Here is an 18,450-nt window from a genome sequence, read left to right as displayed (position 1 = left end):
TGGCGTGGGCCGGCGGTCGGGTGGCCGCTTTGGGGTTGTGGGTGCAGGGCGCCATCGGCCACTGCGGGCAGTGGCCGGGCTGCGAGGCGGATGCGTAGCAGCGACCGCCGACGCACATCCTCATCGGGACAGGCCCGGACGGCACCCCAACAGGCTCTGAGCCCTCCAGCGGACCAAGGCGTGCGGTGCGCCGGTCCTGGTCGGTCCTACACGAGGCCGCGCTCCCAGGCGGTCCTGACCGCCGAGGCGCGGTCGGTCACCGCGAGCTTTTCGTACACGTGCAGCCGGTGGGTTTTGACCGTGGCTTCCCCGATGCCGAGGCGGGCGGCGATCGCGCGGTTCGTCCGGCCGTCGGCGACCAGTCGGAGCACACCGACCTCCCTGGCGGTGAGCGAGTTCTCGGCGGCGCGGCCAGTGAGGGCCGCCCGCGCGGCGGGGACCAGCACCAGTCTGCCGCCGACCACGTCGTGCACAGCGCGGACCAGGTCGGCACTCCGGACATCCTTGAGCAGGTAGCCGTCGGCCCCGGCCTCCATGGCGCCGCGGATGTCGCGGTCGGTGTCGTACGTGGTGAACACCAGGATCCGCGGCCGCGCGGGGTCGAGCGCCCGCAGTGTTCGGATCGCCTCGACGCCGCCGCCGGGCATCCGCAGGTCCAGCACGATCACGTCGGGGTCGATGCGGGCCACCACCGCTGCCGTTTCGTGGCCGCCTGCCGCCTCGCCGACGACCTCGATACCGTCCTCGGCGCGGAACACGCCGGTGAGTCCGTCGCGCACCACGGGGTGGTCGTCGGCCACCACGACCCGGATCGCGCTCATCGGGGCACCGTAGCGGTGACCGCCGTGCCGCCACCCGGGCCGGAGTGGATGTCCAACCGCCCCCCGACGTGGGACAGCCGCTCGGCCATTCCGTCCAGGCCGCGACCCCTGACGACCCGGTCCGGGGCGAATCCCGCTCCGTCGTCCACCAGTTCCAGGACCTCCTCGTTTCCGGATCCGGTCAGCCGCAGTCTCACGGTCTGCGCGCAGGCGTGGCGCGCCACGTTCGCCTGCGCAACCCTGAGCAGCACGTGATCGTGGACGATCTCGACCGGCGCGGAGTCGGCGTCGAACTCGGTGACGATGCGGTTGGTGCGCGCCCACGTGCGGACGAGGTCGCCCAGCGCCTCGACCAGCCCGCCGGCGTGCAGCTGGTGCGGGCCCAGCGCGACGACCGCGCGCCGCGCCTCCATCAGGCATTCCCTGGCCGACTCCTCTCCGCACCGCACTCCCCGAATACGAGGGCGCCGTCGCTCGCACCGACGTCCGGCCGCATCGAGAATGGAGAACCGGGTCCGTCGGCGGCCGACGCACGCTCGCCCCGTGCCGGGCAGGGCGCTGCTCACGGACCCGACGGTGTCGTACTGCCGAATCGCCATCCGATTCGGCAGCACGCCATGAGCGATTCGCGAGCGGATAACGGAGGAAGGAGACGGGAGTGGACACCGGTACCCGCGCCGTGGCGGGGATCCTCGGGCGCGACGGGCGCTACCGGGATCCCCTGTGGGCGGCCGATGTGCGCCTGACCCCGCTGGAGCAGCGCCTGCTGCGGACCTGGCCGGTGCGTCGGCTGCACTTCGTGGCCCACGCCGGGGCGGCGGCGCTGACCACCCGCCAGACCTACTCCCGCCTGGAGCACAGCCTCGGGCTGCTGGCGCTGGTGGCCCGCTTCTCCCCGGACGACGAGCCGGCGCGGATCGCCGCCCTCCTGCACGACGTGGGGCACCTGCCGTTCAGCCACACCTTTGAAGGAATCGCGGGCCTCGACCACCACCGCATCGGGGAACACCTCGTCCGAGAGCTCGCGCCGATCCTGGCCGAGTACGGAGTCGACGCCGGGGAGGTGCTCGCGGCCGAGGCCGGCACCCGGCCCTCCGTCCTCACCGGCCCACCGGGGGCGCTCAAGCTCGACCACCTGGAATCCTTCCTGCGCAGCGGCAGAGCGCACGGACGGCTGACGGAGCCCCCCGCCCGGACACTCGCCCGGCTCCGCGTCGCCGACGGCGCGGTCCAGACCGACCCCGCCACCGCCCGCTATCTCGCACGGCTCGCCTTCGGCGAGGCCGACTACCTGACCACATGGGAGAACGTCGTGGCGACCGCCGTGCTGCGCGGCCTGGTCGCCCGCATGCTCGACGCCGACCCCGAACGGGCCGCGGCCGTCTCGCGCATGACCGACGACGAACTCTGGGCCGCACTGCTCACCGACCCGCGGACCGCCGATCACGCCCGGCTGCTGCGGCGCGACCCACTCGGCTGGGAGCTCCGCGCCCCCGCTCAGGCCCACCCGGCCGACGGCTACACCTACGGTGTCCGCCGCCTCTACCTCGACACCGCATGCGTCGGCGGCGAACCGATCCCCTTCCCCCCGGAATGGGCGGCCCGGCTACCGGAACTGCCGTGGGAATGCGTCGTGGCGCCCGCTGAATGAGCTCGGGACATCTCGGATCACCTCGGAGCACCTCGGGGGCAGGGGGCGGGTCAGGCGGCCTGGACGGCGCCCTCCCACCAGGCGCGGTTGCCGAGATACCAGCCGACGGTGTCGGCGAGGCCCCGTTCGAGGGGGATCTCCGCGCGGTAGCCCAGCTCGTCGCCGATCTTCCGGTGGTCGACGGAGAAGCGCAGGTCATGGCCGAGCCGGTCCTCGACGCGGCGCACCATCGACCAGTCGGCGCCGAGGATGTCCAGCAGCATCCCGGTCAGCTCGCGGTTGGTGAGTTCGGCGCCGCCGCCGATGTTGTAGACCTCGCCGGGGCGGCCCTTGGCCGCCACCAGCGCGACGGCCCGGCAGTGGTCATCGACGTGCAGCCAGTCGCGCACGTTGGCGCCCTCGCCGTCCAGCGGCACCGGCATGCCGTGCAGCAGGCGCGTGATGGCCCGGGGGATGAACTCCGCCGGGGATTGGCGCGGCCCGTAGTTGGCGGTGCATCGGGTGATGCGCACGTCCAGCCCATGGGTGCGGTGGAACGAACCGGCGATCAGGTCGGCGGACGCCTTGGACGCCGAGTACGGCGACCCGGGCTCCAGCGGGCGGGTCTCCTCCCAGGAGCCGACCGCGATCGACCCGTACACCTCGTCGGTGGAGACGTGCACGAACCGGTCGACGCCGGTCTCCAGCGCGCATTGCAGCAGGTTGTGCGTTCCCACGACGTTGGTGGCGATGAAATCGGCAGACCCGGCGATCGACCGGTCCACGTGCGGCTCCGCGGCGAAGTGGACCACCAGGTCGGTGCCGCGCATCAGCCGCAGCATGAGCGGCCGGTCGGTGATGTCGCCGCGGACGACGTCCAGCCGCGCCGGGTCGGCCACGCCGTCCAGGTTGGCCGGGTTGGCCGGGTAGGCGAGCTTGTCGACGACGGTGACGTGGGCCTGCTCCGTCTCCGGGTACCGGCCCTCCAGCAGGCGGCGCACATAGTTCGAGCCGATGAACCCGGCCCCGCCCGTCACGAGGATGCGCATGGCCGCTCCTTCCATTCCACTCCTCGCCCCTCCCGGGCCGCCGGTCACCTGCCGTCCCGCACCTCTCGGCGCTGTCCGCACGGCGAGGTCGGGGCGTGGCACCGAGCACCGAGCACCGAGCACCGAGCACCGAGCACCGAGCACCGACGCTAGGCCGGGGGCGCGCGCCGAACCAGCCCGGAGCCGCGGAATAAGGGGGAGTTCCCGGCAATGAGGGGTGCGTCTCCGGGGCTACGGGGCACCGGGGACCCTGGGTCGGGGCCGCCCGCCGGGACGGGTCGGCACGGCCCGGTCGGCCCGGTCGGCCCGGTCGGTTCGGCCCTGGTCAGCCGGTCAGGTCGGCGTGGACGGCGGCGGCCAGGGCCGCCGGGGTGGCGTGGTCGAAGACCAGGGAGGCGGGCAGGCGCAGCCCTGTGTCCGCGCGCAGCCGGTTGCGCAGCTCGACGGCGCTGAGGGAGTCGAACCCGAGGTCGGCGAAGTCGCGGTCGACGTCCACGTCTTCGGCGCGGGCGTGCCCGAGCACCCCGGCGACCGCGGCGCGGACCGCCGCGGACACGACCCCGGCGGCGGCGTCCCTGGTCAGCCCGTCCAGCCGCGCGCGCAGCCCCGGCCCGGGGCCGCCGGCCCTCCCCCGCCGCGGGGCGGCGCGGACCAGCCCGCGCAGCAGCGCCGGGACGTCGCCGCTGCGGGCGCGCAGCGCCGACCGGTCCAGCCGCACCGGTACGACCACGGGCAGGTCGGCGGCCGCGGCGGCGTCGAACGCCGCGAGCCCCTGCCCGTCGGAGAGCGGCAGCACCCCGGTGCGGGCCAGCCGCGACCGGTCGGTGTCCCGCAGGTCGCCCCGCATCCCCGTTTCGCGGGCCCACAGCCCCCACGCCAGCGACACGGCGGGCAACCCGAGGGAGCGGCGGTGCACGGCGAGGGCGTCCACGAACGCGTTGGCAGCGGCGTATGCGGCCTGGCCCGGATTGCCCAGCACGCCCGCTGCCGACGAGAACAGCACGAACATGGACAGGTCAAGATCCATGGTCAGCTCGTGCAGGTTCCAGGCGGCGTCGGCCTTCGCGCGGAGCACCCGGTCGAGCCGCTCCGTGGTCAGCGCGTCGACGATGCCGTCGTCCAGGACGCCCGCCGCGTGCACCACCCCGCTGAGCCCGCCCTCGGCGGAAACCTCCTCGACCAGTTCCGCGAGCGCGTCGGCGTCGGCCGCGTCGCAGGCCGCGATCCGGACCTCCGCACCGAGTGCGCGGAGCCTCGCCGCCAGCTCGGCCGCGCCCGGTGCCGCCGGGCCGCGGCGGCCGGCCAGCACGAGCCGCCGTACCCCGTGCTCGGCGGCGAGGTGGCACGCGACCAGGCCGCCCAGCGCACCGGTACCGCCGGTGACCAGTACGGTGCCGCCCGGTTCCGGAGCCGGCCATCTGTCCGCCGCCTCCTCGGTCACGGGTGCGAGCCTGGGAGCGTGCACCTGCCCGGAGCGGACGGCAGCTTGGGGTTCGCCGCCGCGCATGACAGCGGGCAGCGCCCGGTGGGACGCCGGGTCGCCGTCCACGTCGACCAGCATGAACCGGCCCGGGTGCTCCGACTGGGCCGAGCGGATCAGCCCCCACACCGGGGCGGACACCAGGTCGATCGGCGCGGGGAAGTCGCCGGTGGCCACGGCCCCGGTGGTCACGAACCCGAGCCGGGCCTCGGCCAGCGGGCCGTCGGCGGGCCAGGCGCGCACGGCCGCCAGCGCCGCATCGGCGGCGGCGCGCACCCCACCGGGGACGCCGTACCCGCCCGCCTGCGGCGCGAGCGGCACGAGCACCGCCGCTGGTGCGGCGGCACCTGCGGCGACCGCCTCGGCCAGCGCTGCGACGGAGGGGTGACACCGCACGTCCGGCGCGGGGCCGTTGTCCGCGTCCCCGTCGGCAAGGTCGCGCACCAGGTCGCTGACGCCGGGCGAGGTCGCGGCACCGATCACCGCCAGGACGGCCGGGGACAAGGGCTGGTGCCGGGCCTGGGCAGCAGACGGGGGCGGGGTCTGGTGCCGGACCTGGCCAGGGGACGAGGGCGGGACGTGTGACGCGGTCGGGCCGCCGGTCGCGGACTGGGGTGCATGACCGGCCAGCGCCGCCACGGGCGGGCCCGCGGACGGCTCCCCTGGCGCAGCCGACGCCTGCGGCGCGGCCGGGGGCACGGGGTCGGCGCCGCCTCCTGACGGTGCCGCGTCGGCGGGGGCCCAGGCGACGCGGTACAGCGTCTGTGGCCGTCCGGAGGAGAACCCGCCTTCCGGTACCCGGCGCAGTGCCAGCGAGCCGACGGTGGCCACCGGCCGCCCGCTCTCGTCGGCGATCGCGATCGCGTACACGTCGGTGCGGAGCCTGCGCAGCCGGACCCGCAGGGCGGTCGCGCCGGTGGCGTGCACGGCCGCGTCGCGCCACTCGAACGGCAGCCGCGGACGCCCACCGCTGGCCGGTTCCCCCTCCTCCCCCGCTGTCGCGAGCAGTTCGTCTTCCTCCGCAACCGCGAGCAGTTCCTCTTCCCCTGCTGCCGCGAGCAGTTCCTCTTCCCCCGCAACCGCGAGCAGTTCGTCTTCCCCTGCTGCCGCGAGGACGTGCAGGGCGGCGTCGAGCAGGGCCGGGTGGAGGTGGAACCGGTCGGCGTCGGTGAGCGGCGCGGCCGGGGCGACCTCGGCGAACAGCTCGTCGCCGTCCCGCCAGGCCGCCTGGACGCCGCGGAACCGTGGGCCGTAGTCCAGACCGGCGCCGGTGAGCCGCCGGTACAGCTCGTCCGGGTCGACCTGCGCGGCCGAGGGCGGCGGCCACGCGGCAGGCACGGACAGCCCGGTCGCGGGTGCGGAGGGGGCGAGGACGCCGGTGGCGTGCCGCGTCCACTCGGCGTCCCCGGTGTCGGGGCGGGCATGCACGGTGACTGCGTGCGCGCCCTGCTCGTCGGGCGCCGCGACGGAGACCCGCACGTCGAGCGCGCCGGGGACGCTGCCGTCTCCGCTACCGCCGCCCCCGCCATCACCGCCGTCCGGCAGCACCATCGGGGCGTGCAGCACGAGTTCGCGCAGCGCCCCGCAGCCCACCTGGTCTCCGGCGTACATGGCCAGCTCGGCGAGTGCCGCGCCCGGGACGACCCGCCGTTCGAGGACGTTGTGGTCGGCCAGCCACGGGGCTGCGGCGGTGGACAGGCTGCCGGTCAGCAGCACGGCGTCGGGCTCGGGAAGCTCGATCACCGAGGCGGCGAACGGGTGGCGGGCGGCGGCCCGGCCGGGAGGGGCCGCGTCGGCGCGGCGGGCCGGCGCCCAGTAGCGCTTCCGCTGGAAGGCGTGGGTGGGCAGGTCCGTCCGGCGCGCCCCGGTCCCGGCGAAGCGGCCCGCCCAGTCCATGGCGGCACCCGACACGTGCAGCGCGCCGAGGGCGGCGACCACCTCGTCGGCTTCGCTGCGGCCCGCCCGCTGCGCCGGTACCGCGAGGACGGCGTCGTCGTCGACGTTGCGGGCGACCAGCCCGCTGAGCACGGCGTCGGGGCCCAGCTCCACGAACCGGGTGACGCCCGCGGACCGCAGGAAGCCGATGCTGTCGCCGAAGCGCACGGGTTCGCGGGCGTGCCGCGCCCAGTAGCCGGGCGTGGTCAGCTCCGGCGCGGGCCCGCCGCTGATGTTGGACACGACCGGGATCGCCGGCTCGGCGTAGCCCAGTGTTTCGGCGACCTTGCGCAGGTCCGGGAGGATCGGCTCCATCAGCGCCGAATGGAAGCCGTTGGAGATGCGCGGCCGGCTGGTCTTGCGGCCCTGGGCGCGGAACGACGCGGCGACCTCCTGCACGGCGTCCGCCGCGCCGGAGATCACCACGGACTCCGGGCCGTTCACCGCCGCGAGGTCGACGCCCCCGTTGAGGTAGGGCCGGATCTCGGCTTCGGTCGCGGCGACCGCCACCATCGCCCCGCCGGCGGGCAGCGACCGCATGAGGCGCCCCCGGGCCGCGACCAGGGACGCGGCGTCGCCGAGCGACCACACGCCCGCCACATGGGCCGCCGCCAGCTCACCCGCGGAATGCCCGAGGACGAAGTCCGGCCGCAGCCCCCACGACTCCGCGAGCCGGTACAGCGCCACCTCGAACGCGAACAGCCCCGCCTGCGCGAAATCCGTCCGGTCGACCAAACCCGGGTCCGGGTCGCCGCCCTCGTCGTCCCAGAGGACCTGCCGCAGCGGCCGGTCCAGGTGGCCGTCCAACACGGCGCACACCGCGTCGAATGCGTCGGCGAACACCGGGAACGCCGCAGCCAGCTCCCGGCCCATGCCCGCACGCTGCGCACCCTGCCCGCTGAACAGGACGGCGGTCTTGCCCCGGCGGCGGACCGCGCCCTGGACCACGTGGGGCGCCGCGGTCCCCTCGGCGACGGCGGACAGGCCGTGCAGCAGCGCCTGCCGGTCGGAGGCGACCACCACCGCGCGGTGCTCCAGCGCCGCACGCGTGGTCGCAAGCGAGTAGGCGACGTCCACCGGGCGGGCGCCGGGGTGCTCGGCGAGGTGGTCGCGCAGCCGCCCCGCCTGCGCGCGCACGGCGTCCCGGCTCCGACCCGACACCACGAAGGGAAGCGGCTGCGCCACCGCACCGGCCGGGGCGGCGGCACCGCCCGCGTCCCCCGCTCCGGCCACCTCAGGTGCTTCAGGCAGCCCGGGTGTGCCAGATGTGCCAGATGTACCGGGGTCCTCCCCGGCCTCTTCGAGGACGATATGCGCGTTGGTGCCGCTGATCCCGAACGACGACACGCCCGCCCGGCGCGGTCGCCGCCCCGCCGGCCAGTCCCGTTCCGCCGTGAGCAGCTCCACGGCGCCGGACCGCCACTCCACGAACGGCGACGGCTCGTCCGCGTGCAGCGTCCGCGGCAGGACGCCGTGCCGCATCGCCTGCACCATCTTGATCACGCCCGCCACACCCGCCGCCGCCTGCGTGTGCCCGATGTTGGACTTCACCGAGCCCAGCCGCAGCGGACGGTCGTGCGCGCGCCCCTGCCCGTAGGTGGCCAGCAGCGCCTGCGCCTCGATGGGGTCGCCCAGCCGGGTGCCCGTGCCGTGGCCCTCGACCGCGTCCACACCGTCGGCCGACACCCCCGCGTCCGTCAGCGCGTCGGCGATGACGCGCTCCTGCGCCGGACCGTTCGGTGCGGTCAACCCGTTGCTCGCACCGTCCTGGTTGATCGCCGAGCCGCGCACCACCGCGAGGACGGGATGCCCGTTGCGCCGCGCGTCCGACAGCCGCTCCACCAGCAGCAGCCCCACACCCTCCGACCAGCCGGTCCCGTCCGCGGACGCCCCGAACGACCTGCACCGCCCGTCCGGGGACAGGCCGCCCTGCCGGGCGAACTCCACGAACGTGCTCGGCGTCGCCATCACGGTCACCCCGCCGGCGAGCGCGAGGTCGCACTCGCCGGCGCGCAGCGAGCGCACCGCTGTGTGCAGCGCCACCAGGGACGACGAGCAGGCGGTGTCCACCGTCACCGCGGGCCCTTCCAGGCCGAAGGTGTAGGCGACGCGTCCCGTCGCCAGGCTCCCCACGGCCCCGTCGGTGTAGTCGTGGTACATCAGCCCGGCGAAGACGCCGGTGCGCGTTCCCCGCACCGCGGACGGGGGGACACCGGCCCGCTCGAACGCCTCCCAGGCGGTCTCCAGCAGCAGCCGCTGCTGCGGGTCCATGGAATGGGCGTCGTGCGGCGAGATCCCGAAGTGGTCCGGGTCGAAGTCGCCGGCGTCGTGCAGGAAGCCGCCCACGCGGGGGACGTCCCCGCCGACCTGCCAGCCGCGCTCGGCCGGGAACGCGGTGATGCCCTCGCCGCCCTCGGCCACCAGCCGCCACAGGTCCTCGGGCGAGCGCACCCCGCCCGGGTAGCGGCAGGCCATCCCGACGATCGCGATGGGCTCGCGCGCGCCTTCCTCCAGCTCCTCCAGCCGCTGGTTGGCCTTCCGCAGGTCCGTGGTGACCCGCTTGAGGTACTCGACCAGCTTCGCCTCGTCGGCCATGCTCCATCCGCCCCTTCGGTCAGGGATCCCGGCGTTCCCGGACGCTCAGCGGGTGCCGAATTCGTTGTCGATGAGTTCCAAGAGTTCGTCGCCTGTCGCCGCGGCGACGTCCGCGTCGGTCACGGAGCCGCCGGGCGCGGAGCCGCCGGGCGCAGAGCCGCCGGGCGCAGAGCCAATGGACCCGTCCGCCGGGTCCGGGCCGAGCCGCTCCGCCAGGACCCGCAGCCGCCGCGCGGCCTCCGCACGCCCCGGTCCACCGGGTTCGGCCCCTGCCAGTGCCGCTTCCAGCCGCTCCACCATGCCGAGGAGCCCGTCGGCGGCGGCGCCGGTGCCGGGCTCGGCGTCGCGGAGGGCCGCGACCGGGCCGGACGCCAGGTACCGGGCGAGCGCGGCCGGGGTCGGGTGGTCGAAGACGACGGTCGCCGGGAGCCGCGCGCCGACGGCCGTCCCGAGCCGGTTGCGCAACTCGACGGCCGTCAGCGAGTCGAACCCGATCTCCTGGAACGCCTGGTCCTCGGCCAGGTCACCGCCGCCGGGACGCCCAAGGACGGCGGCGGCGTGCTCGGACACCAGGTCCACCAGGACGGCGCCGGCCTGCGCGGTGTCCAATCCCGCCAGCCGGCGCAGGAGCCGCCGCGCCGGAGCCGCGCCCCCGGCGGTACCGTCCGCGGCGGCGCGCCGGGCCGGGGCACGCACCAGCCCGCGCAGCAGCGCCGGGACATCCCTGCCGCGCAGCGCAGCGGGGTCCAGCACCAGCGGGGCGAGGACGGTTCCGGCGGCATCGGTGGCGGAGTCGAACAGCGTGAGCCCCCGTTCGGGCGTGAGGGTCGCCAGTCCGGCCCGCGCCATCCTGTCCAGGTGCGCCCGGCCCAACCCCTCCGTCATGCCCCCGCTCGGCGCCCACGGCCCCCAGGCCAGCGACTGCGCGGGCAGCCCCGCGGACCTTCGGTACAGGGCGAGGGCGTCCAGGAAGGCGTTCGCGGCGGCATAGTTGGCCTGTCCCGGGCTGCCGATGACCCCCGCGACCGAGGAGAACAGCACGAAGGCCGAGAGGTCCCGGCCGCGCGTGAGTGCGTGCAGGTTGACCGCCGCGTCCACCTTGGGGCGCAGCACCGCGTCGACCTGCTCCCCGGTCAGCGAGTCGAGCGTGCCGTCGTCCACCACCCCGGCGGCGTGGACGACCCCGGTGAGCGGGCGGTCGTCGGGGACGCGGGCGAGCGCGCGGGCGAGCGCGTCGCGGTCGGCCGCGTCGCACGCCAGCGCGTCGACCCGGGCGCCCATCGCGGTCAGCTCCGCGACCGCGTCCTCGCCCACGCCGCTGCGGCCGAGGAGGAGCAGGCTCCCCACTCCGTGCTCGGCGACCAGGTGGCGGGACAGGCTGCGGCCGAGCGCGCCGTTGGCACCGGTCACGAGCACCGTCCCGGACGTGCCGAAGGCGGACCCGGGAGCCTGCCCGGCCGCCGCTGCCGGGGCGCGGGACAGCCGGGCCGCGTGCAGGGTCCCGTGCCTGACCGCCACCTGCGGTTCGCCGGACGCGACGAGCGCGGGCGCCCACTCCTCGGGCACCGCGTCGCCGTCCAGGTCGGCGAGCACGATGCGCCCGGGGTGCTCCGACTGGGCGGACCGCACCAGCCCCCAGACTGCCGCACCGGCGAGGTCGTGGCCGGGCCCGCCGCCCTGCGCGGCGGTCGGCCCCGGCGGGACAACGACCGCGCCGCGGGTCACCACGAGGAGCTTCGCATCACCGGATTCGTCAGCGGCCAACCAGGTGCGGACCTCGGCGAGGGCATGGTGGACCGCCGCCCTGACCGCATCGGCGTCGGGCGGGTCGGCACCCTCAACGGGGGTGGAATGCGCGGCGGACGCGGACGGCGCAGAGGTCGCGGACGGCACGGCGGCACCGGCGTACACGATGGCCACCGCGGTGGGACCGCCCGCAGCGGGGGCCGGACGGATCGGCGACCACTCGACCTGGAACAACGCGTTCCCGTCCGCGGCCGGTACCGCCAATGCCCCCGCCGACACGGTGCGCACCACCAACGAGTCGACCGACGCCACCGGGCGGCCATCGCCGTCGGCGATCTCCACCGCGACTCCGGCCGTGTGCTCGTCCACGCCGTCGTCCCCGTTCGGCCCCCCTGCCACCGGGGCCAGGCGGACGCGCAGCGTGGACGCGCCCGCGGTGTGCAGCGCGACTCCCCTCCAGGAGAACGGCAACACGGCCGACCGTCCCCGGACGGCCGAAACGTCGGCCGGCTCGCCGTCGCCGTCGGGCAGGAGCGCACCGGCGTGCAGCGCCGCATCGAGCAGCGCCGGATGCAGGGCGAACCGCCCCGCCTCCAGGTCCAGACCCTCAGGGGCACCGACCTCCGCGAACACCTCTCGCCCCCGGCGCCACACGGCAGTGACGCCCTGGAACGCCGCCCCGTAGTCCAACCCCGAATCGGCCGCCCGCGCATAAAGGTCGTCCGTTTCCACCGGGACCGCGCCGCGCGGCGGCCAGACGTCGAGCGTGGCGGCGGGCACCTGGTCCGCGCCATCGGAGAGCAGGCCGGTCGCATGCCGGGCCCACTGCGCCTCCGAAATGGGATCGCCCGAATCCTGCGGACGGGAGTGCGCGGCCACCGGCCGCCGACCGGAATCGTCCGGCGCTCCGACAGTCAGCCTGAACTGCATCGCGCCTTGCTCCGGAAGCACGAGCGGAGCCTCAAGGGTGAGCTCGTCAAGGACCGCGCAGCCGACCCGGCCCCCGGCTGCGACCGCAAGCTCCACCAACGCCGCCGCCGGGAGTATCGCGCGACCCATGACCAGGTGATCGGCCAACCACGGATGCGTGCGGAGGGACAGCCGCCCGGTGAAAACGAACCCGTCGGAGTCGGGCAGGGCGACCACCGCGCTCAGGAGCGGATGCTCCGCGCTCTCCTGACCGATGTCACCGACATCGCCCGCGACCGCCGGGACGTCGAGCCAGTAGCGGCGACGCTGGAACGGATACGTCGGCAGATCCACCCGGCGCGCGCCTGAGTCCGCGAAGAACCCGGCCCAGTCCACCCCGACACCATCGGCGAACAGCGCACCCAGCGCCGATACTGCCGCGACAGCCTCGCCCCGGCCGGAGCGCTGCGCCGGGACCACGACCGCCGTGTCCTCGGCGGTCAGGCAGGCGCCCACCATCCCACTGAGAACCGCATCCGGGCCCACCTCCACGAACCGCGACACACCCCGGCCCTCCAAGGACGCGACGCCGTCGGCGAAACGCACCGTCTCCCGCACATGCCGCACCCAGTACTCCGCCGTGCCCAGCTCCGCAGCGATCCCGCCATCGAGGTTCGACACCACGGGAATCCCGGGCTCGGCGAAGTCCACCTGCGCGACCACCCGGCGGAACTCGGCCAACACCGGGTCCATCAACACCGAATGGAACCCCTGCGACACCCGCAACCGCCGCGTCTTGAACCCCCGCCCCGAAAGCCGCTCCCCCAGCTCCAGCACCGCGTCCTCGGCGCCCGAGACCACCACCGATTCCGGCCCGTTCACCGCCGCGATATCCACACCCGCCGCAAGGAACGGGCGCACCTCGGCCTCCGGGGCCGCTACGGCGACCATGGCCCCGGACGAGTCCAAGCCCTGCATCAACCGGCCCCGCGCCGCCACCACCCGCGCCGCATCCGCGAGTGTCCACACGCCCGCGACATGCGCCGCCGCCAACTCCCCCACCGAATGCCCTACAAGGAAGTCCGGGCGCACTCCCCAGGACTCCAGCAACCGGAACAGCGCCACCTCGAACGCGAACAACCCCACCTGCGCGAAATCCGTCCGATCCACCAAACCCGGGTCGCCACCCCACACGACGTCCTTCAGCGGACGATCCAGATGCCCGTCCACCTCAGCGCACACCGCATCAAAGGCATCGGCGAACACCGGGAACACCGCCGCCAACTCCCGGCCCATCCCCACCCGCTGCGCACCCTGACCACTGAACACGAACGCGCACTGACCCACAGACGCACTCCCCCGCACCACCCCCGGGGCGTCCTCCCCCCGCGCCAGAGCACCCAGCGCCGCCACCAACTCCGCGCGGTCGCCGCCCACCACTACCGCGCGCTCCGCAAGCGCGGCCCGCGTCACGACCGACGAGAACGCGATGTCGCGGGGGTCATCCGCGCCCGCGTCCACCCGCGCGAGTAGGTCGGCGGCACGCTCCCCCAGCGCCGCAGGCGTCCGCGCCGACACCACCACTGGCATAGGACGATCCGGTACCTCGGAAACTTCCGCCCCGGCGGCGTCCTCCTCGGGTTGGGCCTGTTCGAGGACGACGTGGGCGTTGGTGCCGCTGATCCCGAACGACGACACACCAATGCGGCGCACCCGTTCGGACTCCGGCCACGGCGTGTGCTCCCGCAACAGCTCCACTCCACCCGCCGACCAGTCCACATGCGGCGACGGCTCATCGACATGCAACGTCTTCGGTAACACCCCATGCCGCATCGCCTGCACCATCTTGATCACGCCCGCCACGCCCGCCGCGGCCTGCGTGTGCCCGATGTTGGACTTCACCGATCCCAACCACAACGGCCGACCTTCGGGGCGCCCCTGCCCATACGTGGAGAGCAGGGCGTCGGCCTCAATGGGGTCGCCCAGGCTCGTTCCCGTGCCGTGCGCCTCCACCGCGTCCACATCGCCCGCAGACAGCCCCGCGCTCTCCAGCGCCCGCCGGATCACCCGCTGCTGCGACGGCCCATTCGGCGCCGTCAACCCGTTACTCGCACCGTCCTGATTCACCGCCGACCCACGCACCACCGCCAACACCCGGTGCCCGTTCCGGCGGGCGTCCGACAAGCGCTCCACCAGCAGCAGCCCCGCACCCTCCGACCAACCCGTCCCATCGGCCGCCGCCGCGAACGACTTGCACCGGCCGTCTCGGGCGAGGCCGCGCTGTCTGCTGAACGAGACGAAGGTGCTCGGTGTGGCCATCACGGTCACCCCGCCCGCCAAAGCCAGGTCGCATTCGCCGCCGCGCAGCGCCTGCGCGGCCAGATGCAGCGCCACCAGCGACGACGAACACGCGGTGTCCACCGTCACCGCCGGCCCCTCCAGCCCGAACGCATAAGCGATGCGACCGGACACCACACTCGCCGATCCGCCCGTGCCGGCGTATCCCTCCAGGCCGTCCGGGAGGGAATCGAACCGTACAAGGTAGTCGTGGTACATCGCTCCCGTGAACACCCCGGTCGCGCTGGCCCGCACCGACTCCGGATCGATCCCCGCCCGCTCGAACGCCTCCCACGCGGTCTCCAACAGCAGCCGCTGCTGCGGATCGGTCGCCAACGCCTCACGCGGCGAAATACCGAAGAACTCCGCGTCGAACTCCCCCGCCTCGTGCAGGAACCCGCCCTCGCGGACGTAGGTCGCACCGCTCTCGTCGGGGTCGTCGTCGAACAGCCCGTCGAGGTCCCAGCCCCGGTCGTTGGGGAACGGGCCGATCGCATCGGCCCCGGAACCGACAAGCCGCCACAGATCCTCCGGAGATCGCACCCCACCCGGGTAGCGGCACGCCATCCCCACAATGGCGATCGGCTCGCCGTCGACCGGCCGCGCCCTTGTCCGCCCGGGCGTCCCGGGAACGCGGTCGCCGTCCTCCTCCGCTGACTGCGGTGCCAATCGTGTGCAGAGGAATCGGGCGAGCGCGTCTGGGGTCGGGTAGTCGAATACGAGCGTGGTGGGCAGTCGTCCGCCGATGGCGGCTGTGAGCCGGTTGCGGAACTCCACGGCGCCGAGCGAGTCGACGCCGAGTTCTTTGAACGACCGCCCGGGCGGGACGGCGTCCGGGCCGCTGTGCCCCAGCACCGCCGCGGCCTGGCCGCGGACGAGGGTTAATACGGCCGCCTCCAGTTCCGCGCCGGACAGTCCGGCCAAGCGGCCGTTAGCGGCGCCGCTCCCGGCCTGCTCCCGCCGTGGTGTCCGCCCGACCAGTCCGCGCAGGAGCGGCGACCAGGCGTCGACCGCGCCGTCCTGCCGCCCCCCGCTGCTCCCGGCCCGGCGGCGCAGCGCGCCCAGGTCCAGCCGGAGCGGCACCGGCACAGGCTCCTCGGCGCTGTACGCGGCGTCGAACAGCGCGATCCCCTCGTCCGCGGTCAGCGGCACGATCCCGGCTCGCGCGAGGCGTGCGACGTCGGTGTCCGACAGCGCGCCGGCCATCCCACTGTCCTGCTGCCAAAGGCCCCAGGCCAGGGAGGTGCCGGGCAGGCCGAGTGTGCGGCGCCGCACCGCGAGGGCGTCCAGAAAGGCGTTGCCCGCTGCGTAGTTCGCCTGCCCCGGATTGCCAAGGGTGCCGGTGACCGACGAGAACAGCACGAACGCCGAAAGGTCCAGGTCGCAGGTGAGGTCGTGCAGGTTCCAGGCGGCGTCCGCCTTCGCGCGCATCACCCGGTCGACGCCGTCCGGGGTCAGCTCCTCGACCAGGCCGTCTTCCAGCACACCCGCCGCGTGCACCACGCCGGTCAGCGGATACTCGGCGGGCACCCGGGACAGCGCGGCCGCGAGAGAGGCGCGGTCCGCCGCGTCGGCGGCGGCGACCACCACCTCGGCGCCGAGCCCGCTCAGCTCGTCCTTCAGGGCCGCGGCATCCGGGGACTCCTCCCCGCGGCGGCTCACGAGCAGCAGGCTGCGCACCCCGTGCCCGGTGACCAGGTGCCGGGCCAACAGGGCGCCCAAAGCGCCGGTGCCCCCGGTGACGAGGACCGTTCCGTCCGGGGCGAACCGGCCGGTCGGCGCCGCCTCCGAACCGTCCGCCGGGTCGCCCGAGCCAGCAGCACGGGCGGCAGAGGTGGCGCGGACCAGGCGGGGCACCCTCAGTGCCCCTGCCACCACCCCGACCTGGGGTTCTCCGGACGCGACAGCGCGCAGCGCGACGGGCAGTCCCGCCGGGTCGCCCGCAGCACCGTCCAGGTCCACCAGGGCGAACCGGTCCGGATGCTCAAGCTGTGCCGTGCGCACCAACCCCCACACTGCGGCGGCGCCCAAGGCTCCGCGCGGCGCACCGCGGGTGACGAACACGAGCCGCGATCCGTCGAGGGTGCGGTCGGCCAGCCACTCCTGCACCAACCCGAGGGCCCATCGGGTCGCCGCACGCGCCGCGTCCGCCGGATCCGATTTCCGGGAGGGGACCAGGTCGGGAGCCGTGTCGAGGGCCGGGACGGGGACCGGGTCGGATGGCACGGTCACAAGTACCGCCGACGGCAACGCCCCGCCGCCGAGCACCGCCGCGCGAACGGCGGCCAGGTCCGCATGCGCATCGACCGGTGTGGCGGCCAACCCGACGACGTCCTCGCCAGCGACCACCACCGGACCGGCCGGTTCCGCGCCCGGAGGCGGCACCTCCGTCCAGTCGACACGGAACAGTGAGCGGGCGGCGGCCGCCGCACCTGGACGGACATCGGACACCGGGCGGAGCACCAGTGAACCGACCGAAACCACCGGTACGCCGTTCTCATCGGCGGCGAGCAGCGCGACCCCGGACTCTTCCCCTCTGCCCGGGGACAGCCGCACACGCAGCACCCCGCCACCCGTGGAGTGCAGTGACAGATCCCGCCAGGCAAAGGGAACGCCGGCACTCCCCAGGAACGCGGTGGCGTGCAGCGCCGCATCGAGGAGGGCCGGGTGCACGCCGAACCCGGCCGGGCCGCCGCCGTCCGGAAGCGCTACCTCGGCGAAGACCTCGTCGCCGCGCCACCAGGCCGACCGCAGTCCCTGGAAGACCGGGCCGTAGCCGAAACCTTCGGCGGCGGCCCATGCGTAGAAGCCGTCCGTGTCCAGTTCGGCGGCCCCCTCAGGCGGCCACTGGTCCAGTTCCGCCGTCGGCGGTGCGTCGCCGTCGCCCACGACACCCTCGGCATGGCGGTGCCACGGCTCGTCGGCCGCCGCGTCCTCGACGCGTGAGAAGACCGCCAGCTTCCGGCGGCCGTCACCGTCCGGTTCGGCCACGGTCACGCGGAGCTGCACCGCGCCTTGTTCCGGGAGCACCAGCGGTGCCGCGAGTGTCAGTTCCGCCACGGCCGAACACCCGACCCGATCGGCGACCTGCGCCGCCAGCTCCGCAAAGGCGGTGCCGGGGAAGAGCACGGTGCCCATGACCACGTGATCGGCCAGCCACGCATGCGTGCGAAGGGACAGGCGCCCGGTGAAGACGAGCCCATCGGTGTCGGGCAGGGCGACCACCGCGCCCAGCAGAGGGTGTTCGGTCGCGCCCAACCCGGCGGAGGTCACATCGGCCGCACGGGTGGCAGTGGGGTCGAGCCAGTAGCGGCGGCGCTGGAACGGATACGTCGGCAGATCCACCCAACGTGCACCCGAGTCCGCATAGAACCCGGCCCAGTCCACCCCGACACCATCGGCGAACAGCGCACCCAGCGCCGACACCGCTGTGACGGCCTCACCCCGGCCGGAGCGCTGGACCGGGACCACGACCGCCTCGCGCCCGCCGCCCTCAGCCAGGCAGGTGCCCACCATCCCGCTCAACACCGCGTCCGGGCCCACCTCCACGAACCGCGACACACCCCGGGCCTCCAGAAACGCGACGCCGTCGGCGAAACGCACCGCCTCCCGCACATGCCGCACCCAATACTCCGGCGAACACATCCCCTCACCGGCAAGCCCGCCGTCGAGGTTGGACACCACCGGCACCGACAGCTCAGCGAAGTCCACCTGCTCGACCACCGATCGGAACTCGTCCAACACCGGCTCCATCAGCACCGAATGGAACCCCTGCGACACCCGCAACCGCCGCGTCTTGCGGCCCAGCTCGCTCAACCGCGAAGCCACCCCGAGCACGGCGTCCTCAGCCCCCGAGACCACCACCGACTCCGGACCGTTCACCGCCGCGATATCCACACCCGCCACAAGGAACGGGCGCACTTCCTCCTCCGAGGCGGCCACCGCGAC

The 18,450-nt window shown here is 74.7% G+C and carries 6 protein-coding genes; 1 reads left to right on the top strand and 5 read right to left on the bottom strand.

Annotated features, from left to right (window positions below):
• Positions 1 to 206: 206 nt before the first annotated feature.
• Together CLV63_RS32340 and CLV63_RS32335 are read right to left on the bottom strand one after the other, a co-directional pair.
• Positions 207 to 821 carry a response regulator gene (locus CLV63_RS32340; protein WP_106587055.1) on the bottom strand — a complete coding sequence of 205 codons (615 nt, stop codon included), beginning with the start codon at positions 819 to 821 and terminating at the stop codon, positions 207 to 209.
• Positions 818 to 1,234 (bottom strand): sensor histidine kinase, encoded by a 417-nt coding sequence (locus CLV63_RS32335; RefSeq protein ID WP_106587054.1) that lies wholly within the window; start codon positions 1,232 to 1,234, stop codon positions 818 to 820. The genes CLV63_RS32340 and CLV63_RS32335 overlap by 4 nt, the downstream gene beginning before the upstream one ends.
• Positions 1,235 to 1,479: 245 nt before the next feature.
• Here CLV63_RS32335 and CLV63_RS32330 point away from each other — a divergent pair, with 245 nt between their 5' ends.
• Positions 1,480 to 2,472, top strand: coding sequence for an HD domain-containing protein (locus CLV63_RS32330; RefSeq protein ID WP_106587053.1), 993 nt, complete (start codon positions 1,480 to 1,482; stop codon positions 2,470 to 2,472).
• A gap of 50 nt (positions 2,473 to 2,522) precedes the next feature.
• On the opposite strand, the gene rfbB is transcribed toward CLV63_RS32330, so the two are convergent.
• From rfbB to CLV63_RS32315, 3 genes are all read right to left on the bottom strand, one after another.
• Positions 2,523 to 3,500: a dTDP-glucose 4,6-dehydratase gene (gene rfbB, locus CLV63_RS32325; RefSeq protein WP_106587052.1), complete on the bottom strand. Its 978-nt coding sequence runs from the start codon at positions 3,498 to 3,500 to the stop codon at positions 2,523 to 2,525.
• A 325-nt stretch (positions 3,501 to 3,825) separates the two neighbouring features.
• Positions 3,826 to 9,510, bottom strand: a complete 5,685-nt coding sequence (locus CLV63_RS32320) for a type I polyketide synthase (protein ID WP_106587051.1) — start codon at positions 9,508 to 9,510, stop codon at positions 3,826 to 3,828.
• A gap of 45 nt (positions 9,511 to 9,555) precedes the next feature.
• A complete protein-coding gene (locus tag CLV63_RS32315) occupies positions 9,556 to 18,444 on the bottom strand; it encodes a type I polyketide synthase (RefSeq protein ID WP_281260784.1) in 8,889 nt (2,962 codons plus the stop codon).
• Positions 18,445 to 18,450 lie beyond the last annotated feature (6 nt).

Origin of the sequence: Murinocardiopsis flavida, assembly GCF_003014485.1 — a bacterium.
In the GTDB taxonomy this organism is placed as follows: Bacteria; Actinomycetota; Actinomycetes; order Streptosporangiales; family Streptosporangiaceae; genus Murinocardiopsis; species Murinocardiopsis flavida.
This window is presented reverse-complemented; position numbering and strand designations above follow the sequence as displayed.

Coding starts and splice junctions, on each gene's coding strand:
- CLV63_RS32340 (WP_106587055.1), bottom strand. CDS start 821: ATGAGCGCGATCCGGGTCGTGGTGGCCGACGACCACCCCGTGGTGCGC.
- CLV63_RS32335 (WP_106587054.1), bottom strand. CDS start 1,234: ATGGAGGCGCGGCGCGCGGTCGTCGCGCTGGGCCCGCACCAGCTGCAC.
- rfbB (WP_106587052.1), bottom strand. CDS start 3,500: ATGCGCATCCTCGTGACGGGCGGGGCCGGGTTCATCGGCTCGAACTAT.
- CLV63_RS32320 (WP_106587051.1), bottom strand. CDS start 9,510: ATGGCCGACGAGGCGAAGCTGGTCGAGTACCTCAAGCGGGTCACCACG.